The 21,671-nt window shown below is 59.7% G+C and carries 11 protein-coding genes and 1 pseudogene; 3 read left to right on the top strand and 9 right to left on the bottom strand.

From position 1 onward, the window contains the following. Positions 1–11: 11 nt before the first annotated feature. Entirely contained in the window at positions 12–1,661 is a 1,650-nt protein-coding gene (locus F1381_RS14430) for an SWIM zinc finger family protein (RefSeq protein WP_187355357.1), read from the top strand. Next, positions 1,658–4,654, top strand: coding sequence for a DEAD/DEAH box helicase (locus F1381_RS14425; protein WP_151735556.1), 2,997 nt, complete (start codon positions 1,658–1,660; stop codon positions 4,652–4,654). The genes F1381_RS14430 and F1381_RS14425 overlap by 4 nt, the downstream gene beginning before the upstream one ends. 123 nt (positions 4,655–4,777) lie before the next feature. Here F1381_RS14425 and F1381_RS14420 read toward each other — a convergent pair whose 3' ends face one another. Next, complete coding sequence (locus tag F1381_RS14420; protein ID WP_151735555.1) at positions 4,778–5,572, bottom strand: hypothetical protein; 795 nt, start codon at positions 5,570–5,572, stop codon at positions 4,778–4,780. A 531-nt stretch (positions 5,573–6,103) separates the two neighbouring features. Between F1381_RS14420 and hflX the strand changes: the two genes are divergently transcribed. Continuing rightward, on the top strand, positions 6,104–7,393 hold the full coding sequence (gene hflX / locus F1381_RS14415) for a GTPase HflX (RefSeq protein ID WP_151735554.1): 1,290 nt from the start codon (positions 6,104–6,106) through the stop codon (positions 7,391–7,393). Between the two features lie 98 nt (positions 7,394–7,491). On the opposite strand, the gene F1381_RS14410 is transcribed toward hflX, so the two are convergent. The 8 genes and pseudogenes from F1381_RS14410 to F1381_RS28870 form a co-directional block, all read right to left on the bottom strand. After that, complete coding sequence (locus F1381_RS14410; RefSeq protein ID WP_151735553.1) at positions 7,492–9,210, bottom strand: hypothetical protein; 1,719 nt, start codon at positions 9,208–9,210, stop codon at positions 7,492–7,494. Between the two features lie 38 nt (positions 9,211–9,248). After that, on the bottom strand, positions 9,249–10,301 hold the full coding sequence (locus F1381_RS14405; RefSeq protein ID WP_246188035.1) for a glycoside hydrolase family 88 protein: 1,053 nt from the start codon (positions 10,299–10,301) through the stop codon (positions 9,249–9,251). Continuing rightward, positions 10,282–12,012, bottom strand: coding sequence for a glycoside hydrolase family 3 protein (locus tag F1381_RS14400; RefSeq protein WP_151735552.1), 1,731 nt, complete (start codon positions 12,010–12,012; stop codon positions 10,282–10,284). The genes F1381_RS14405 and F1381_RS14400 overlap by 20 nt, the downstream gene beginning before the upstream one ends. A gap of 805 nt (positions 12,013–12,817) precedes the next feature. After that, positions 12,818–16,321: a carbohydrate-binding domain-containing protein gene (locus tag F1381_RS14395; RefSeq protein ID WP_151735551.1), complete on the bottom strand. Its 3,504-nt coding sequence runs from the start codon at positions 16,319–16,321 to the stop codon at positions 12,818–12,820. A gap of 155 nt (positions 16,322–16,476) precedes the next feature. Continuing rightward, a complete protein-coding gene (locus F1381_RS14390; RefSeq protein WP_151735550.1) occupies positions 16,477–18,042 on the bottom strand; it encodes an ABC transporter substrate-binding protein in 1,566 nt (521 codons plus the stop codon). Between the two features lie 55 nt (positions 18,043–18,097). Further along, complete coding sequence (locus F1381_RS14385) at positions 18,098–18,991, bottom strand: carbohydrate ABC transporter permease (RefSeq protein WP_151735549.1); 894 nt, start codon at positions 18,989–18,991, stop codon at positions 18,098–18,100. 32 nt (positions 18,992–19,023) lie between these two features. Further along, positions 19,024–20,010, bottom strand: coding sequence for an ABC transporter permease (locus F1381_RS14380; protein ID WP_151735548.1), 987 nt, complete (start codon positions 20,008–20,010; stop codon positions 19,024–19,026). A gap of 293 nt (positions 20,011–20,303) precedes the next feature. After that, positions 20,304–21,671, bottom strand: a pseudogene (locus tag F1381_RS28870) (collagen-like protein); the annotation flags it as partial.

Here is a 21,671-nt window from a genome sequence, read left to right as displayed (position 1 = left end):
GCACGATAGTGATGCAGCCAAACTATGCCATGGACGATGCCGGGTGGGATAAGCTCGTTGCGGACGTGGCCTATCTTTTTGATGATCTGACCCTCAAACGGGGATTCCAATACTACAAGCAGCAACGGGTACATGCCCCCAATATGTTTTCTCCGGTCAAAATGATGGCGCTGGTCGAAGGCCGGGAGGATTATGCCGTGGTCCTGGAGCTGGACCATCTGTCCCGGAGCCGCTGCGACTGTCCGATGCAGGGCCCGTGCAAGCATATGGCCGCAGCGCTCATGGCTTATGCCGAAAAGCAGGAGCGTTCGGTTCACCTGATCGCCAACGCCAAAGCGGTCCTGACCCGGGCCAAGGCTCCGGCTTTCGCCCCTCCCTCCGCAGCCGGCGCCCGCGTGCTCCGGCAGGAGCGGCTGAATGAACTGTCCGGCCGCATCGCTGAAGGCAGCGTGGCCGACTGGCGGGAATGCCTGGCCCAGCTGACGGCGCCGCTGGCCCACACCGTACGTAACCCGGCCTATACGGAAAGAGCACTGGCGGCTGTTGCCGAAGCGGAGCCGCAGCTCGCTCCCGCCGCCCGGCAGCTGTTTCAGCTCCACGCCCGGCTGTTCATCTTGGAAGGGCTGCTGCGGCCCGGCGGTCTTCATGTCGCGGGCACTGCTTCCCCCCTCAGCTACTCGTCACTCGGATACTATACTTCACTTGCGGTTTCCGAGCTGCAGGAGACCATTACCGGCCTGCTGCAGCAGCCGCTGCCGCTGGCGGAGGAGCCGGAGGCATGGCCGCGCCTGATGGACACCCTGGACCTGCTGCGCCGGGAGATGCTGACCGAATCCCGCGACCGTTCGCGGGAGCAGCCTTATTTCTCCGTATGCTACGACCAGCTGTGGCGCGGCTGGATTTCTCCGAATACAAGCACGCCGCAGCTATATCTAGAGGAGCTCGACAGGCTCCGGGAGGCCGGAAGCCAGCTGGGCGCTTCACTGTCCCGCCCTTCCCTGCTGCTGGCGGAAGCCCGGATGCATGCTCTGCTCGGCGAGGACCGCGCAGCCTGGGAACGCCTGGGAGTGGCCGCCGAGCGGCCCGGCCTGTATCCGGCCGAGCTGATCAGCTTCCTCGCCCCGCTCTCCGAAGCCGGGGAGTGGCCACGCCTCGTGGAATGGCTTGCGGAGATTGGGCCGCTGTTTACCAGCCGCATCTACAATCTGCGCGAATATGCGGCCTATTGGCAGGATGCCGTCCGCCGCGAGCCTGCGGCCGAGCCCCGCATGTGGGACACGCTGGCCGGCATGCTGCCGCTGTCGCGGGAAATCTATGAGGATTTACTGCTGGAATACGGCAAATGGCGCGAATGGATGGATTACCAGCTTGCCGCCGGCCGGCGGCCCGGCGATTTCCGGGTCAGCGACCTGGCGCCGCTGGAGAAGAACGCTCCCGAGCTGCTGCTGCCGTTCTACCATCAGGCCGTGGAACGCCTGGTGCTGGAGAAGAACAGAAGCAGCTACAAAGCGGCGGTGAAGCTGCTGAAACGGCTCGCCAAGCTGTACAAGAAGCTGAAGCGCACGGAGCGCTGGGAGGAGTATCTGGAGCTGTTCGCCGGCCGGCATAGCCGGCTGAGGGCGTTCCAGGAAGAACTGCGGAAAGGAAATCTGCTGCCATGAGCATGTATGTACACAATGTTACTATCCAGCTGGCTTTGAGCGAGTTCGGCGATGCCCTGATCTACGGCGTGGATGACCGGAATGACTATGTCCCCGGGATGGAACTCAAGCACAAGCTGTTCTCCTGGCATGAGGAATCCTTCTACGGAACCGAGCTGACGCTGCAGAACGCTGATGGCGTCGATCTGGTGGTGCTCCCCGCCGAGCAGGTGGTTCCTTTCTTCGCCGGGCTGCATCTCTTGCACCATATCGGCTGGAGCTGGCAGGGCGATGCCGCGCTTCTGGCCTCGCTGGCGCCAACGCTGGCCGGGCTGCTGGATGCGAAGCAATATGCGCCCGGCCTTGCCGCCTTCCGCGAGGGCCAGCTGCAGTGGAGCTGGGACCGCAAAGCCCTCGAAGCCGCTGTACAGCCGCAGGAGGAGGCGGCAGCCGCACTCCGGGCGCTGCAGGAGCGGCCCGGCTTCGCCAAAGGGCTGGCGTCCGCCTTCTCGGCGGCGGTCTTCCAGCGGTTCTACGGCACGGAGGCCGAAGCCGCCGACCTGCGCAGCGAATTTCCGCTGCTGTTCAGCCGCAGCGGGGAATCGGCAGCCGGCATGGACGAAGAGAGCTGGCTGATGTCCATCGGCTGGAAGGCCGACACCGCGCCGTTCCGTCCCGTGCTGCAGCTCCAGGAGCCGGATGAGGACCGGCCCTTCTGGCGGCTGCAGCTGCTTCTGCAGGACAAGCGAGACGAAGCCGCGCTTGTCCCGGCCACGCTCGCGGCGGGCGGCGAGCCGTACGGGCGCTGGCCGGACGCGTGGGCGCCGTACGTCCTGGACCGCGCGGACGGTTGGCTCTCGCGGCTGCGCGAGAGCCTGCCGGCAGGCCACATCGGCTCCGGCGCCGATGTGCTGGCGAATCCGCTGGAGGGCGATGCCGCCTGGCGGTTCCTGACCGAAGACAGCCGGCGCCTGCTGGATGCCGGCTGGCAGGTGCTGCTGCCGGCCTGGTGGGAAGCGGCCCGGCGCCGCAAGCCCCGCCTGCGCGCCAAGCTCGGCACCGGCGAAGGCACGCGCGGCGGCCGCTCGCTGTTCGGACTGGATGCGCTGATCGATTTCGACTGGCGCATCTCCATCGGCGATGCCGACCTCAGCGAGGAGGAATTCGCCGAGCTGGCCGCGCGCGGGCAGCGGCTGGTGGAGTTCCGCGGCCAATGGGTCGCGCTCGACCCTGCGCTGATGGCCCAGATTCAGCGGGCCATGGCCGGGATGGACAAGTCGCAGGGCTTGTCCTTCCAGGATATCCTGCAGTTGCATCTGCTGGGCGGCGGCGAAGAAGCCGAAGGGGAAGCCGCAGCGCTGCAGGCTGAGGAGGAGGCTGCCCGCATCCGGCTTGAAGTCGAGCTGAACGAGCATCTGCTTGGACTGATCGGGCAGCTCGGGCGGGAAGGCCAGCTGCCGAAGCTGCCGCCGCCCGCCGGGCTGCGCGCCGAGCTGCGCAGCTACCAGCAGGAAGGCTTCGCCTGGCTCGCCTTCCTGCGCCGCCTCGGCCTCGGCGCCTGTCTGGCCGACGACATGGGCCTCGGCAAGACGGTGCAGCTGATCTCCTATCTGCTGCACGTCAAGGAGCTGGAGGCTGCCGGGGAGCTGCAGCCGCAGGCCGATCCGCCGGGCTGGCCTACGCTGATCATCTGCCCGACCTCGGTGCTGGGGAACTGGCAGAAGGAGCTGCAGCGCTTCGCGCCCTCCCTGAACGTCATGCTTCATTACGGCAGCCGGCGGCTGGATGCCGGATATTTCTACGGCGCGGCATCGCAGGCCGATGTAGTGCTGACCTCTTATGCCACTGCCGCGCTGGACCAGGAGCTGCTGAAGCAGTTCACCTGGTCGGCGATTTGCCTGGACGAGGCGCAGAATATCAAGAATGCCGGCACGAAGCAGTCCGCCGCCGTGCGCAGCTTCCCGGCCCTTCACCGAATCGCCTTGACCGGGACGCCGATCGAGAATAAGCTGTCCGAGCTGTGGTCGATATACGACTTCATCACCCCCGGTTATCTCGGCAGCGCCAAGTCGTTCCAGAACCGCTTCGCCAACGCGATTGAGAAGGAGCGCGACCCGGAGCGGACGGCCGACCTGCAGAAGCTGGTCAAGCCGTTCATGCTGCGCCGCAAGAAGAAGGACCCGGCCATCCAGCTTGATCTTCCCGACAAGAACGAGATGAAGACCTATGTCCACCTTACCGCCGAGCAGGCGGCCCTCTACGACCAGCATGTCAACGGGCTGCTGGAGCAGATGCAGAAGCTGGAGGGCATTGAGCGCAAGGGAGCGATCCTTGCGGCGCTGACCACTCTGAAGCAGCTGTGCGACCATCCTTCGCTGCTGACGAAGGATGCGGCGGCCGCTTCTGAGGCTGCGCCTGACCAGGGCCATACCGCCCTGGTCGAGCGCTCGGCGAAGCTGGAGCGGCTGCTGGCCATGGTCCGCGAGCTGCGCGAGGAGAACGAGCGCTGCCTGATCTTCACGCAGTACATCGGCATGGGCAATATGCTCAAGTCTGTGCTGGAGCAGGAGCTGGACGAACCGGTGCTCTACCTGAACGGCAGCACCAGCAAAAGCGTCCGCGACCGGATGATCGAGCGGTTCCAGACGCCCCTTCCGCCGGAAGGAACGCCGCCGGACCGCGAGCAGCCGAATGTGTTCATTCTCTCGCTTAAGGCTGGAGGCGTCGGCCTCAACCTGACGGCGGCCAATCATGTATTCCACTACGACCGCTGGTGGAACCCGGCCGTCGAGAATCAGGCCACGGACCGCGCTTACCGCATGGGCCAGACCCGGGATGTGCAGGTGCATAAGTTCATTTCGCTCGGCACACTGGAGGAGCGGATTGACGAAATGCTGGAGAGCAAGCAGCAGCTCAGCGACGATGTCATTTCCGGCTCCGAGAACTGGATTACCGAGCTGTCCAACGATGCGCTGAAGGATTTGTTCACGCTGCGGCGCGATTTCAGCGCGTAGCGGCCATGAACGTACGCGCCTTAACTCTAATTAAGCCACTGATGCCGTATGCGGCATTAGTGGCTTTTTGACGCTGCAACGCCTGAATGCTTGATGGATTCCAGCTCCTCTTACCGTAAGCTTCTACCACTCCTCCGTGATGCGGAAGGCGGCGGCGATATTGTCCTCTCCGGCCAGCGAACTGATCACCAGCGTAACCGGCTCTTCCTGAAGGTCATAGAGCAGCATCTGCGCAATCAGGTTTACCGCAACGCTTTGGTAAGCGCCGGACAGCCCCGAGCCGAGACCCTGGGTAATCACTCTGCCTCCGGTAACCGTAGTACAGGTGTTATTGACCTGCAGTGCGGTATCATTTGCCGGAATCGGCGTTGTTGCCGTCGGAAAATTAACAAAGCTCCCGTTAAGGGTGCCCCCGGCCACAATCATGTAGCGGATCGGCGTAGAAGCCAGAATCTCGAAGCCATCCGGCCGGATTTCGGCGGCGACCGCCTCGGGAACACTGACTCCAGGATTACGGCGGAAGCTGATAGCTGCAAAGTTAGCCGCCGTCACCGTCATATTATCGCGGAATTCGGAAGTGATCCGTTTGACGCCAATGGGCTGCAGCCTTACAGGACTCCATACTCCGGCGGCATCGACAAGAAAAATTTGCACCCGCAGCTGCTCCTGGGAGGCTACTACATTAAATTGAAAATAGGTCTGGGTGATATTATAGGTCAGACTCACCACTTCCTGATAGTCCACCTCAAAGAGCCCCTGGGCAAAAAGAGTCTGCGAGCTGCCATCATTGTTGAGCCCGGTTAGATACACTACGGCTTTGGCGGGTCCGTTATTGGTAACCTTGACCACCGCCTGGCTGATGGCGGCCAGTCCATCCGTGGGTTGCCTTGTCAACGTGTTCGTGGTCAGCACAGACACAGCTTATCCCTCCTCTACTAAAGGCAGTTCATATAGGATATGCATAGAATGTTGGAAGTTTCGGGATAAATAACGCCGCCGTTTGCCAGAAAGTGCCTGATGTGCTAAACTCAATGTAACTTTTAGGAACGGAGGGTTGCCGTGTGATAGATTTTATCCGGATTCGTACTTTAGGCTAATGATTATGAATAGCGCTAAAGCTCTGCTCTGTGTGCAGAGGACTCAGGATAGGTCTGTCCATTAACAAGGCAACCCGCTTCAATCTGCAAGCGAACAGCCCCAGTATGGCTTTTGTTCGCTGATGCCTTATGGAATTGTATCCGCAGCTTCATTCTTCCGTTTGATTAGCCAAGCGGCACACTCTTGTGCTGCCATTAATCATCCGGCAAATTGTGTGCGGGTGCACCCGGAATCCCGGCTTCTATATGCCAAGTGTTCCGGGCCTATTCTGCGGTCCTCATAGGAAGCTGCTGACACAGGTGGAAAGCCTGTGTTTTGTTGTGTTTATGAACCTGAGGAGGTACTGACTATATGGAACATACGTTAAAAGAGCCCGCCATTATCGTCGGGGTTCAGCTGCAAAACGATCCGCATTTCGACTATTCGATGGATGAACTGCGCAATCTGGCCGATGCCTGCAATCTGGAGGTGGTGGGAGAGCTTACCCAGAAGGCAGCCAAGATCAACTCCGCCCACTACATCGGCTCCGGCAAAATCGCCGAGCTGGCACAGCTCGCGGAAACGGCCGATGATGCGGTGATTATTTTCAATGATGAGCTGACGCCCTCGCAGATCCGCAATCTGGAATCGTCGCTGGACCGGACGGTGATCGACCGGACCATTCTGATTCTGAATATATTCGCCGAGCGGGCCCAGACCAAGGAAGCCCAGCTTCAGGTGGAGGTCGCACGCCTGCAGTATATGCTGCCCCGGCTGAGCGGCATGCGCGAATCGCTGGGTCGGCAAGGCGGGGGATCGGGGCTGAAGAACCGCGGTGCCGGGGAAACGAAGCTGGAGCTCGACCGCAGAAGAATTGAGGAACGCATCTCCGCGCTGCAGACCGAACTGCAGTCCATGGTGGCCCGGCGGCAAATTCAGCGCAAGCAGCGGCATAAGAATGAGGTGCCGGTCATATGCCTGGTCGGCTACACGAATAGCGGTAAATCGAGCCTGATGAACGTCATGATCGAGACCTATCACCCCGGCTCTGGCAAGCAGGTATTCGCCAAGGATATGCTGTTCGCCACGCTGGAGACCTCGGTGCGGAGCATCCGGCTGCCCGACCAGAAGAGCTTCCTGCTGACCGATACGGTCGGCTTCGTCAGCCAGCTGCCCCATCACCTCGTGAAGGCCTTCCGCTCCACACTGGAGGAAGTGACCGAGGCCGATCTGCTGATTCATGTGGTCGATGTATCCGATCCGCAGCATGAGCAGCATATGGAGGTAACCCGGGAGACGCTCAAGGCGCTTGGCGCCGACGGGATCAAGACCATCTACGCCTATAACAAAGCGGATCTGACGGAGCTTGACTATCCCGACGTTCAGGAACATGCCGTCCGGCTCTCCGCCAAGCAAGGCAAAGGCATCGCCGAGCTGACCGCGCTGATCCGTAAAAGCCTATTCAATGACTACGTGCAGCGGGAAATCCTTGTCCCCTATGACCGGGGCGCCGTGGTCTCTTACTTCAACGAGCATGCCAACGTGCAAAGCGTCAGCTATGAAGAGGCAGGCACGCGGCTGACGCTGGAGTGCCGGCTGGCCGATTATGAGCGGTTCCGGGACGATTTTGTGGATGTGACCTCTGAGGGCGAACGTGCCTGAATGATCTGTAAAATAGAGCCGGCTTCCTGGTCCAATGGCCAGGAAGCCGGCTCTTGCTCTGTTTGGACTGCCGGGACCGGCTTTAGGATACAGCGGGCTTAGGCCGGACCAGGCACCAGGCTTAGGGAGAAGGCCTGGTGTCTATCCGGACTGCCGCTCACCCGCAACATGCCGTCGCCGGCCCATTCCACGACGGGCTTCTTCCCGGCCGGAGGCCCCTGAAAGTCCAGGGAGCAGACAACAGCTGCCTGCCGCAGCGCGGCCAGATGAATAGCGGTGCGCGGACCGGAATACAAAATCATATCGAGCACAAGGCCTTGATCGCTCCGGCCGTTCTCCCATTGCAGGCTGCGCGCCGGATCCGGGCAGGCACTGAAAGCTGCGAACCAGGTAGTGAGAACCACCTTTGTCTCTGCAATAACCAGCGCTGCCCCGTCTTCTGCACTCTGTACAGAAACTCCCTCCAGGACTCCTCCGATTTCCAGCCGCAGCCGCAAATCCTCTGCTTCGATGACGCCTCCGGTCGGATCAAGGTTCGGATGCGTGTCGCCGCCGTTTGTTATAAAGTCGATACCCAGCAGCACTTCACCCTGCTGCTGCTCCGCCTTGAAGCGGGCCGAGCAGAAATCGTAGCCGTCATGGAGACAGCGGAGCCGGAGATATGCCGGAGCTCCCTGATTATCGATATACGCCAGCAGCGGCCTTCTTTGATTCCAGAAATCGCTCCGGCTGAAGGAGCCGATGCTGTACTGCGGCGTAATGAACGTTACGGCGAACCGACCGGTGTCATTCTTCCCGTCTCCTTCGTACAGCTGCCTTACCTCTTTCACAGCCGGATCGGTGAAGTTATCCAGATAAGCCGGCGGGCATGCGAAGCCGCTCTTATACCACTCTTCTTCATACGGCAGCTCCGTCCAGGCGAAGAATTGTACAGCCCCCCGGGTGGCCAGCTGCAGGAAAGCCTTGCTCTGACCGTTCAGCAGCGTCTCATAGCAGCGGGCATGCGGACCGGACCATTGTCCGGTGGCCGGATGGTAATGGCCGGCGACGGTCCCCCAGGTCAGCTCCAGCAGCTCATTGCACAGCTCTTTGACTGCCGGGTCCGCCGTCTCGGCGCGCAGCTTGGACAGCTCCAGAATGGCAATGTAGGTATAGACCGGGCTGTTATACTCCTGAAAAGCCCCGCGCTCCCGCGTATAATCGTACAGCCGCTGCAGGCGCTGCAGCCCATACGCCGCGAAATCCTCGCGCCCCAGCTGCTCGCCGGCGATCCGAGTCACCAGTGCCCCGATGATGGCAATGTTGGTGTAATCCGGGCCAACGTTGCGCTTGATAATCGCTTCGCAGGCGTTGTCGACCACCTGAATGACAGCCTCGCGCAGCGGCTCCGGCAGGCGTTGCCCGTGCCGGGCGAGCGCCTGGACAAGCCGGCTGCCGCAGAAATCGGCCCAGTTCCAGTCCGGCGGCGACATTTGAGCCAGCGGCTCTTCATAGAACCAGGACCAGATGCCGAACGTATCGTGGCTGCGGTCGGTATCCTGCAAAGAAACAACCTTGGCAATTACATCAAAAGCCCGCTGTTCATAGCACGCCAGCCCGGTGTCCAGCAGACCGAGCGCATAAGAGAGCGAATCGCGCGTGGAATGGATGAATTCCGCCTCCCGGATCGTGGTATGGTATCCCGGACTGCTGAACGGCGAGCGCAACAGGTGGAGCTCCGGGTTATAGCGTGCTTCATAGGCTTCCATTTTGCGGATCAGCATAGCCCGCTCATCCAGGCTTGCGGCACCGCTTTGAGGTGCGGCTGCTTCTTTCATCGTTTGCTTCCTCCTTTTTCCGGCAAAATGACGTATAGTCAGTCATACAGGCTGAGCGCCTGTGACAGCAGCTGCAGCGTTAATCCCTGGCCGTACAGCGTCGGGTAGACTGGAATTCGATTGTACGCCTCCACCGACGGCATCACCGGCGTTCCGCCCGACACACCCTGTACCTCCCCGTCCTGCGTAATGAGCGGAAGGATGCCTGATACAGCCAGCTTGGCGCTGTCCAAATAAAAGGCGTCCAGCAGCCCTTCCCTGACTCCCAGGAGAAAACCGCAGGCGATGCCGGCGCTTGCCGAGGTCTCCGTCACCGTGTCTGCCCGGTTCAGCACCGTATGCCACAATCCGCCCTTGTTCTGTATGGACCGCAGCCCGGCGGCCAGCGCTGTGTACCTGCTGTACAGCTCATCCGGAATGGCGGCGATGTCGCGGATCTCCGCCACAATCTGCGGCACCGCCAGGATAATCCACGCATTGGCCCGGGCCCACCGCACAGCGGACATATGGCTGGCTTCCCGGGAGTTCCAGCCGTGGAATAAGAGCCCGCTCTGCGTATCCTGCAGCAGCCGCAGATGCAGCAGCGTCTGCTCCGCCGCCGCTTCCGCATACGGCCGCGAGCCCGTCCCGCCGGCCAGCCGGGCCAGAAATAGTACGGCCATGTATACGGTGTCGGCCCATACCTGTTCGGGGAAGGCGGCATCCTCGGTGACGGTATGCTCCAGCGCCCCTTCGCGGGTGCGCGGCGCTTCGGCGAGCAGCCAGGCCGCCGCCTCTTCCGCTTCATGCAGAAGCCGCTCCTCTCCGGTCAACCGGTATAATCCCGGGTAGATCGCGTAAGGAGCGAACGCATTGATGACACGCGCGTCCTTGGCCTTGTGCCGGTTAAGGTTCACCCACTGCAGGCAGTAGCTGACAGCCTCCGGAGCCCCCGCTGCGATTCCATATTCCCATAGCGAACCGACTCCGACGCCGGGAACCCAGTCCCAGTGATGAATATCCATTCCCCAGTTGCCGCTGTGCCGTTCGTCGGTCATGTAGCGGAACAGGACAGCCGCCGTTTTTTGCAGCCTATGCTTGTTGATTAGCACTGTTTACGCCCCCCGGTTCATCTTTAAGCTGGACCTCTTCCGCCTGGACCGGCGAGAGCCCGCGGAAGGGCAGCTCTCCGAAGAGTGCCGAGATTAACACTTCCATAGTATCCTCATGCAGCGAATAGGCATTGATGAGCGCATCCAGAAACGGGATGTCCCGCAGCAAATAAGGGGTGGCAAACGAAATGCCGATGGGCCGGATCGTCTCTGCATGCTGCATCGCCCAGACGGCTTTGGCTGCCTCGCCCACAGGGCGGGCCGTATTCATCATCCCGTGCAGCGGCATAAAAAACGGCGCAAAAGCCGCATCCCAGCGCGCCCCCGCCTGCTCCCATTTCCACACCGTATTCAGCGGCTCGAATTCGTCGAGAATATCGACGGTGATCCCGCGCGCCTGCAGCAGCGCAATGAACCGGTCCATCCGGTCATACCGGCGGCCTTCGGTCACCTTGTTCAGCTTGATGACCAGCACCCTCCGGGTCTTCTGCGGGTCCAGCGGCAGCAAATTCCCCCGGTTGCGGACCAGCGTGACGCACCGCTCCGCCAGTATGCGGCTTAAGGTCCGCGCCTGCGCATCCTGCTCCGGCAAGAGCCGGTCATTGCTGAGCAAGGCGGCCTGCGGGTCGCGCCCGCCCTCATCCAGATGCTGCAGGCCAAGCCCCGCCTTCAGCCGGAGCACGCGCCGCACGCTGTCGTCCAGCCGCTCCATGGTAACGCTCCCATCCCGAAGCGCGCGCTCCATGGTGCCAAAGTAACGCACCCCCGGCCACAGCAGCACATCCGTACCGGCATTGAAGCAGTCAATGATCCGCCGCTCATAGTCGCCCCACATCAGAAAGCCGCCCATATCCAGCGCGTCGGAAAGCACCACGCCCCCGAAGCCCAGCTTTGTCCGCAGCAGCTCCGTAGTGATCCGCTGCGATACCGTCGCCGGTACAGGACGTCCCTCCTCCGGCCCTTCGATCCATGGCAGGGCGATATGGCCGGTCATGATGGTCCATACGCCCCGTTCAATCAAACTTCTGGTAACTTGACCGTAAGTGGCCAGCCATTCTTCTTCGGACAGGCTGTTGACCGTGGTCACAATATGCTGATCCCGGCAATCGACACCGTCTCCGGGAAAATGCTTGGCGCAGGCCGCCAGCCCATGCTCCTGCATCCCCCGTACCACAGCCGCAGCAAGGCGTGCGGCGCGCTCCGGGTCATCGCCGAGGCAGCGCGTCGTAATGACCGGATTCATCCAGTTCAGCAGCAGGTCGGTTCCCGGCGCCAGCGCCCAGGTAAAGCCGGCGGCACGGCCCTCGATGGCCGTAAACTTGCCGTATTCATAAGCAAGCTGTTCGTCATCGGCGGCGGCCAGCGCGAGCAGCGGCGGAAGATCGGTGAGGCTCCTTACGGCCGAGCCGGCCCCGAATTCGAGATCGCCCGAGAATAGCAGCGGTATTCTGCTGAGGCGCTGCAGCAGCTCTGCCCATTCCCGGTAATCCCCGGCCTTGCCCGCCGCTCTCTGAATCACCTCGCCGCCAATAAAAAAGCTCCCTACCGGATATTGCTCCAGGTAAGCTTTAAGACCGTCCTCATCCCGCCCGCCGACCGGCAGCCGTCCCGCATGGTCCTGCATCGTCTGGCCGATTTTCTCGCGCAAGCTCATTGAGGCCAGCGTGTCCTCCACCCACTGCTGCGCTTCCTTGCTTAATTGCCATGGCATAGTCGCAATTCCTCCCGCCGTTTGCTATCTCCAGTTTAGCGAAACCGCCAGAGCCGCTAAATAAAGGCAACTACGAATTTAGTATAAAATTCTACGGCATTTCTGCCGGCTGTAATTTGATAAGGTCAAGCTGCCAGTTGGCTGTTCGCCAGTTCGTTTCTGACAGTTGGATTTCCGTCAGTTAAGTTTCCGACAGTTGGACTTCCGCTAGTTGGCTTTCCGCCACTTATTTTCCGCTTACCATGCTATTTTCCGAATCTAGTTGGATTTTCGCCATCTAATCCACCAAAAATCTCCTTTGTCCGGCGAATTCACTATTATTAAATTGCGATTATCGAACTAAACTGTGCTGACCAGCATAAATGAGCTATCTAAATGGCGATTATCCAACTAAAATTTTTCCCGTTCCTCCATTCACGCCTCCGAGAAACCACATGCCTAACGCCCATTACAAAAAGAGCCCCGCCGCCTGATATTCAGACGAATACGGGGCAATGATTCCGACTTCCAGTGGGCTTGACTGTTGACCAGAGACTTCCTCCACGTCTAGGACCTAATCACTGAACGCCTCTGCTGTCCTGTGGACCTGATCACTGATCCCGCACAGATTTCCTTGCCGTCTAGTGGACCTGATCACTGACCCCGCACAGAACCCGTCGTCCAGCGGGCAGCGTCAGCGCCCGGTCCGGGGGATTCTTCGCACCCCGGCAAGCCGGGCTGGCTGCGGAACTTACCGGCCCTCCACGGACGAACGGCGGGCCGGAACAGTGCCGACTTCAGCAACGCTTCAAAGCTTCCTGTACCCTCAAGGCAAAGGCACGTTCAGCGTAACTGTAAGCTTGTTATTCTCCTTGTTCATCTCGCCGTAGCGCCAGATATCGTTCACGAAGAAGGTGATCTGATAGTCACCGATCGTCGGAATGGTCCAGCGCGGTGTACCTTGGGCGCTGCTGTTGGCCGTCAGGATCACCTCCTCGCCCGGCTGGATGACGCCGGTATGCGTATCTGTCCAGGAGACGGTTCCGCCATCCACCGAGAAGACGCCGCCGGTAATCATTCCGGCTCCGGTGGAGCTGTTCAGCGGCGTCGGACGGACGCCGACGTTCTTCACCTTGGCCCAGAAGATCAGCGAATCGCCGAGCTGCGGCGTGGTATGGGCGGATGGGCTGCCGTCCGCGTTCACTATATTCCAGCCGATATCGGTAACAATCATATCGGGCCCCGGAACCGGAAGTGTAGCTTCATAGCCTTCAAACTCGAAGCCGTGGACTACCACCCTTCCGGAGGTGTTGCGGATGTCGATCCGGTGCAGGCCATATTCCAGTCCGGTCAGCTCATAGACCACCTTATCGTCGCCCTCTAGCCCGGCCTGAGGGATAACGATGGTCTGCCGGTATGCGCCGTCCACGTACACCTCAGCACTGCCCATATCGCTCTTGATATCCGACCGCCAGCGGATGCCGGTGCCGGTGAAATGGAACACCGCCGACGCCTCCGGCGCGTACGTCACATGGGAGACTCCGCTCGGCGCAGTCTCGAAGCCGGTATAGTCAATGTAAGCATTATTGTGCTCTACCGGGTACCAGGAAGCCACCGGGACATATGCGCCTTCGTCCAGCCGGAAATAGTCCAGATTGGCGCCGTTGCCGCCCGAGGTGAAGCTGATCGTGTTGTACCCCGGCTGCAGTGTAATGCCGTATTGACGGGCGGTAATGTTTGCGGTCCAGCTGCCTGTAGACGGCAGGGTAACCGTGGATTGCTTCACCCCGTTGACATAGATGTTCTTCTTCGACTCCTGGCTGGATGCATAGGCTATGCTCAGCGTATAGCTTCCGCCCGTCGCCGAATGGAAGCCCTCGATGGCGATCGGACCGGCATGGGTCTGCTCCACCACCTTGCCGCCCGAAGCACCGCTGTTGTTGCCGATCTTTAGCGGCAGGGCGAACGTAGCTGCCTCGGCCTCGAATTTACCCGGATCGCCGTAGACATGCGGGGTTACGGTGATGGCCGGTGTGGTGGCGGAAGCCGCCGGACTAAGCAGGGACACATTGCCGGAATCGTCGACGGCCTGCACGGTGTAGCTGTAGGCCGTACTTGGCGCCACCGTATAATCGCTCCAGAAGGTAATCCGCCCCGGTACAGTAACCACCGGCGCAGTCCCGCCGTTGCGGTAGACACTATAGCTGACCACGGCATCATTGTCCGCCGCAGCCGTCCAGGCCAGCCTGATCTGCTCATGGCTGAGCGCCTGCGCCGTCAGGCCCGCTGGAGCGGTTGGCGCAACCTGCTCCGGCTGCTCCAGGATATACTGCACGGTCTCCCCTGCGCCGAGCGTCACCGTCAGCGTCAGGTCCGGTGCCGCCGTGAGCTGTACGCCCGAATAAGCAGCGGCATACGTGCTGCCAGCCCCGTACCTATCTCCGGCGTATACGCCGCTATCTGGCATCGTTACCCTCACCTGCATCGTAAGCGGCTCCCGCTCGAAGTTCACGAAATTTAGCAGAATTTTGTCCGCCGCAGCGCCAACCGCCGATGGCTCCAGCGCCGAGGTATCCACCGCGCGGAAATACGCCTTCTTGCCGGTCAGGGCGGAAGCATTCAGCAGCTCATAGCTTAAGGGACTGCCATGCGTAGCATAGGCCGCCGCCAGCCGCCGGAAGGTCTTGAGCCGCGTCTCGCCCGCCTCGCCGCCGCGGGCCGGAACCGCCTCTGTCTCTTCAAACCGGTGGGTGTTCCAGTTGATATCCGACCGGAACAGCCCGAATTCTGTTCCGTCATTGAAGAAAGCGGCATGCTGCATAATATGGTCGGCATAGCCGATGTCGGCACGCAGCTCGCGGTCGAAGGCCGAGGCGAACCGGTAGGCGTAGGTGCCGTACTTCGTGTTGTCCGTATGATTGTCGTTGGCTCCCGTCTCGCTCATCGCCATCTCTTTGCCGAAGCCCTCCTCCGCCCCGGCGTAGACGCGCAGGTTCTCATAGAGCGCGGCGCCGGGCAGCGGCTGCACTCCGGTGCCGCCGTAGCTGTGCCCGTTGGTGATGTCGGATAGCTCCTCAATGGGACGGCGCGCTTCGGCATCGCGTTCCCAGCCGTCGGGGATGCCGTTGTACGGCCAGTAAGCCCAGCCGGGGGCCACAATCTTCAGATAAGGCTGGCTGTTCAATTGCCGCTGTTCATCCATCAGCTCATGGATGGCCAGTACAGCCTGCTGCGACCAGCCGAATAGCCCCGGCTCGTTGCCGGTCTCGGCATACTCGTACAAATCGCCGTACTTGGCTACGAAATTGGCATAATAGGTCCGGAGCGCCGCAGGGGTTGTTCCGGCAGCCAGCTCGGTGTTGCCCTTCCAGTTCGCCCCGATAATATTGACCATCGGCGCCAGATTGAGGTCACGCAGCGTAGCCAGGTAGTTCCGGCCCTGCGGGTCCCAGCCGGTGCTCGTGTCCGACCAGAAGGAGGCGCGCATCCAGTTGCCGCTGTAGGCGATGCCCAGCCACTTGGCCATCGGACCCAGATGCCGGATGGCATGCTCGTCATACCTGAAGGTGGAAGCGGCCAGTGTGGTGCCCAGATGAACATAACGCCCATGGATCGGCTCTTCCGCTGCTCGTGATAGCGCTTCCAGTTTCAGGTAGTCCCATTCGAACCACAAATATTGATCCCCGGTATAACCGGCAGCCTGCGGATCGGCATACAGGCCGGGGTCCAGCGAGAGCTCCAGCACATTGCTGCCTGCCTGCAGCTGCTCTTTGGGGATGTAAAGCTCATACGTTTCTCTCCAGGTATTCACCGGAACCGTCTCGCCGTTGTTCAGCCCGGAGATCTGCAGCAGCCCGCTCAGCTGCCCGTTCGTAAAAACTGCCAGCTGGGGAATGGCTGTGCTGGCATCCAGGACCTTAAGGCTGAGCTGAACGCCGTAGACCGGTACCGCCGGCAAAGCAAAGGACAGGCTCATCGTACCGTTAACATCGGCCTTCATTCCGCGGGGCAGCTGCTCCAGGGTACCGGGGCCGAGCGGCAGGGACAGCTCGCTGTAAACGTCGTTATACACAGTAAATTCCGTGGATCTGTTGTCGGCAATCCCTACCTGCCACAGCATGGTCCTTGACCCGTATACATCTTCAGCGACAGAAGGTCCATAAGCGGACCCGATAACAGTGGATTCGGCGGATACAGGTGCAGTCCAAGTAGCCTCCGGCACCGCTGTCCCTGCCCGGGACAAGGCGGCCGAAGGTACTGCCGGCGCAAGAAAGGTTATCAGCAGAAGCAACAGAATGAGCAGTGAAGCCGTTTTTCTCTGAATTCGCACAATGAACACCCTCTCTACAAAATGTAAGATAAGGGCAACCAATAGGCTGGCTTGGCGAATGGGAATACCCGGTACCTTTGGGACAAGGGCCATTCAAGATCAGGAATGACTCCGTTTGCCCTGCAAATACCGGGTCTGCTGCTGACGGTTACTGCTTATTTTTTGGCTGCCAGAAATGCATCCATCTGCGCCTGCAGCTCGTTAATCACAGCGTCGATCCCCGCCGCTTTGAACTTGGCGTTCATTTCCTTCAGTACCGGCTCAGGGTCCTTCTCACCGGAGAAGAGCGTATTCTTGTATTGCTTGGTGATGTTGATCAGCGCGCCGATCTGCGATTGCACCTTGGTGGAGTCAAAGACAAAGCCGATGACCGGCGATACCTTGGAGTTCTTGTTCCATTCCGTATAAAGCTCGACACGGCGCGGATCTTCGTCCTTGTTAAGGTAGTTGAGCAGCACATTGCCGATCATCCAGGAGGATACGGAGTTATAACCGCTGTCCGGAATGAACTCCACCGTATTCTCGGCGACCTTCTTATAGTGCTTGCCTTCAATGCCGAAGGTAAGCAGGTTATACAGCACCGGGTCGGTGTGGATCAGGTTCATAAACATCATGGCCCGTTCGGGATTCTTCGAGGTGCGGGAGATGGCGAGCATCGAGCCCTGCAGACTCTTCGTGCTGACCTGCACCGGCAGCAGGGTCTTGATCAGCATCGGCTTCTCGGCCAGACGGGTCCAGTCATTGGTGGACGTAGGATTCATATTGCCGTAGACGAACCACGATTTACCGCTCTTCACCGCATCCTTCAGCTCGGTCTTGTCGGTGGCACCGTTCTTGTTGATATAGCCCGCTTCATACCACTTGCGGATCAGCTTCAGCCGCTCCAGCATTTCCGGGGTGTCGTATTCGTTGAACACCTTCATCGTTTTGTAATCCAGCAGCGTCGGGATTTCGTTGCTTCCGTCGAGGTCTTCACTTTCCGGATACGCGGTGAACCAGTGCAGACTGTCCGTGTGATTCATGAACAGCGGGGTGATTCCCGGCTCTTTCTCCTTGATCGTCTGCAGCATCGGCTCGATATCCTCCAGCTTCTGAATGCTGTTCACATCGAAGCCGTACTTGTCGACAATCGCCTGGTCAAAAGCGAACCCGACCGATTGCCCCAGCTCTTTTTCCGTTGGAATCGCATACAAATGTCCGTTTACGGTAGCCGCCTGCAAATAAGCGGGATTAATCTGGGCTTTCGTTTCCTTGGCATACTGCTCCAGCAGCTCCTCCAGCGGCAGATACGCGCCTTTGGCTGCATTCGTCATGAAGTTCCAGGTATAGACCATATCGAAGACTTCGCCGGACTGGATCATCAGGTTGACCTTATCCGCCGGTTTATCCCAGCTCAGCTGGTTGATTTTGATGGTGGCGTTGATCTTGTCCTTGAGATAATCGTTGATCGCCTGTTCCACGGAAGCTACATCTTTATCGGGCCCGCCCGGCAGGTAAAGGGACAATTCCACCTGCTCCAGCTCCGCAGAATCCTCCGGTTCTTCCTTGTTACCCGAAGTTTCGGGCGCTGCCGTTGTCTCTGTACTTTCGGCACTCTTGACAGGCGCTGCCGCATTGCCGGAATTGCCATTGTTACCGTTGTTGCCGCCGCACCCGCTGAGCGTAAGCCCGATCATCAGCACCAGTGACAGCAGGAGACCTGTGCCTTTTTTGCTAGCCATCCATTTTCCTCCCCTTCTAAAAGAACAAATATATGCTAACCGGCTTGAACCGGGTTTAGCCTTTGATGGAGCCAAGCGTCAAGCCTTTGATAAAATAGCGCTGGAAGAACGGATACGCCAGCACAATCGGACCGATGCCGATCAGCGCCATGGCCATCCGGATCGTTTCTCCCGGCAATTTGGCCAGCTCGGTAGCCGAGCCTTGAATGAGTGCTCCATTGCGGCTCAGGTAGTCCGCCTGGGAGATCATTTTGTACATCAGATATTGCAGGGAATATAGATCGGTGTCGGTCACGAAGATCATACTGTTGAACCAGTCGTTCCAGTAATGCAGCGTGTTGAACAGCCCGATGGTGGCGAATACCGGCAGGGACAGCGGAAAAACAATCCGGAAGAAGGTCCGCAGCTCGCCCGCCCCGTCAATCTTCGATGCTTCAATCAGCGCCGCCGGCACGCTCATCTGGAAGTAGGTCTTCATAATCAGCACATTAAACGGCGACAGCAGCATCGGGACGATCAGCGCCCAGATGGTGTTCTTGAGATCCAGCGCCTGTGTGTAGACCATATACCAGGGCACCAATCCGCCGCCGAACAGCATGGTGAAGAAGATCAGAAAGGCGAAAATGCCGCGGTAGCGGAAGTCGGCGCGTGAGATCGGATAGGCGTACAGCGACGTCATCAGCACACTGAGCAGGGTTCCGGTCACCGTTACGAAGATGGACACGCCGTACGCTTTTACAATGACGGAATAGTCCTTGAAAATATAGGTGTAAGCCTCCAGGCTAAGCTCCTTCGGAAAGAACTGGTAGCCGTTCAGTACAATCGAGTCATAATCGGTAATGGAAATCATAAAGACGAGGATGATCGGCAGCAGGCAGGCCAGCGTCATCAGAATAAAAACTACGTGCAGCACGATATTGGCTGTTCTTGATATCTCATTATTGGTCAATGCCCTTCCTCCTTTCCTAGAGGCCAGCTCGTTTAGAATACCGCCTGATCCTTGTCGATTCTCCGTACAATCCAGTTCGAGCCCAGCACCAGGAAAAAGCCGACGACCGACTGGTACAGTCCCGCCGCAGCGGACATGCCCAGGTTACCCATATTGATCAGCGCGTTGTAGACATACGTATCGATGACCAGCGTGGTCGGATACAGCGCGCCCGAATTGAGCGTGGTCTGGTAGAACAATCCGAAATCGGAGCGGAAGATGCCGCCGATGGCCAGGATGGTCGTGATGATAATAACCGGGCGGATCAGCGGAATGGTGATGTGGACAATCTGCTTCCATTTGCTTGCGCCGTCGATCAGGGCCGCCTCGTAATATTCGCTGTCGATGCCGATAATCGCCGCCAGGTAGATGACACACCCGTAGCCGACCCCCTTCCAGAGGTTGATCAGCGGCAGAATGAACGGCCAGTATTTCGGCTCGGAGTACCAGTTCAGCTCGTTCAGGCCAAACAGGGACAGGACGCCTTTATTAATGAAACCGTATTCAACATTGAGAAAGGCGAATACCAGATAGCTGACGACGACCATGGACAGAAAGTACGGAAAGAACATGATGCTCTGATAGAATTTAGCCGCGAGCTTATTCTTCAGTTCATTCAGGGCAATCGCCACAGCCACCGCAATGACCAGGTTGAGCACGATAAACACAAAATTATAAAGCACAGTGTTGCGGGTAATAATCCAAGCGTCGGAGGTGGCGAACAGAAACTTGAAGTTGTCGAGTCCCACCCAAGGGCTGCCCAGGATTCCGTCCACGTAGTTGATATTCTTGAAAGCAATAATGATGCCGAACATCGGCAGATAGTTGTTGATGAGCAAAAAGACGACGCCCGGCAGCAGCATCAGCAGCAGCACCTTGTGCTTCCACAGATGCCTGAACACCGTGGATCTCTTTACTTGTCTGCGGACCGGCGGCTCCTGCGCGGCGCTTAACACACTCCTCTTCTCCTGAGCAATCATTCCCTACGCCTCCCGTTTCTTTAAGCATGGTCTCTCTTCCATGATCTTAGTGTAAGTAAAATCCGGCGGACGAGAAATAAGGCCATCTATAATAAAAGTTTGAATATCTACGGAGTTTGCCTGTGGAGAAATTTTAAAGGTCCATGTTGCAGCAGGCACAATAACAGACCACCCTCAGTATCTGCAGGCCTTCGGTCCGGAAGCTCTGAAAGGATCGCCAACGCGACAAAAAGCGGACCGCTGTCATCCAGCGGTCCGCCTTCTGCGGAACATGGGTTATCGGTATTCTGAAACTAGGAGAGTCTGTGCACCGACCATACAACCCCCGGCGAGCTTCCGCCGCTCAAGTCGATCGGAATCGTCAGGCCGTCAGCCTCGTAGAACAGGCCGATGACGTCCCCTGCATTCAGTTCAAATTCGCCGGTCAGGGTGACGGTGCCGTTGCCGAGGATGGCTCTCAGCGTAAGCACCAGCGCCACGTTGACGTTCAGCAGCGGGAACAGTCCGCTGACCAGCGTTGTCGCAGTCGGTGATGTTCTCTGTATGGTGAATGCCGGGTTTACTCCGGCTCCCAAAGAGATGGAGAGGGCTGCCGTAGTGGAATAATTGACGGTTGCCTCTATAGAATATCTGCCGGTTGCCGGCACGGTAAAATTCCCTGCTGTCGGATCAAAGCTGGCGCTCGGATAGAACGGCGAAGCTACCGTCCAGCCGGTAAGCTGTGTGCTGGCGGCAGTGGAGAACGTCGGCAGGAACGCGGAGAACCCTTCCGTAGCAACGTTCGGACCGGTGGCCCCGGTCGCCCCGGTTACGCCTACTCCTGTTGCCCCAGTGGCACCTGCTGTCCCGGTTTCACCTGTGGCTCCCGTTGCACCTGTGACACCTGCTGCACCAGTTTCACCTGTTGGCCCGGTTACGCCGGTCGCTCCCGTTACGCCTGCCACGCCGGTTGCACCTGTAGCACCTGCAGCTCCAGTCTCACCGGTGGCCCCAGTTGCACCTGTGATACCTGCTGCACCAGTCTCGCCGGTCGCTCCGGTAGCACCTGTCGCTCCTGTTACGCCTGCCACGCCGGTTGCACCTGTTGCACCTGCGGCTCCCGTCTCACCGGTGGCCCCGGTCACACCGGCTCCCGTTGCTCCAGTCGCTCCAGTTATGCCGGTTGCTCCTGTAGCACCTGCTATCCCGGTTTCCCCGGTGGCTCCGGTCGCTCCGGTGGCTCCAGTTACGCCGACTCCGGTCGCACCTGTTGCACCTGCGGCTCCGGTCTCCCCGGTGGCTCCGGTCGCACCGGTGGCTCCAGTTACGCCGACTCCGGTCGCACCTGTTGCACCTGCGGCTCCGGTCTCCCCGGTGGCTCCGGTAACGCCGGTCGCTCCAGTTGCACCAGCCACACCGGTCGCTCCGGTCACGCCCGCTGCTCCGGTCTCCCCGGTGGCCCCGGTCACTCCGGCTCCCGTTGCTCCGGTCGCACCTGTTGCACCTGCGGCACCTGTTGCCCCTGTTTCCCCGGTGGCTCCGGTCGCACCTGTTGCACCCGCGGCTCCGGTCTCCCCGGTTGCTCCGGTAACGCCGGTCGCTCCAGTTGCACCAGCCACACCGGTCGCTCCGGTCACGCCCGCTGCTCCGGTCTCCCCGGTGGCCCCGGTCACTCCGGCTCC

The sequence above is a fragment of the Paenibacillus tengchongensis genome (assembly GCF_008973665.1).
Classification (GTDB): Bacteria; Bacillota; Bacilli; order Paenibacillales; family Paenibacillaceae; genus Paenibacillus_AQ; species Paenibacillus_AQ tengchongensis.
Note: the sequence above shows the minus strand (reverse complement) of the source record. Positions and strands in the feature narration are given on the sequence as shown.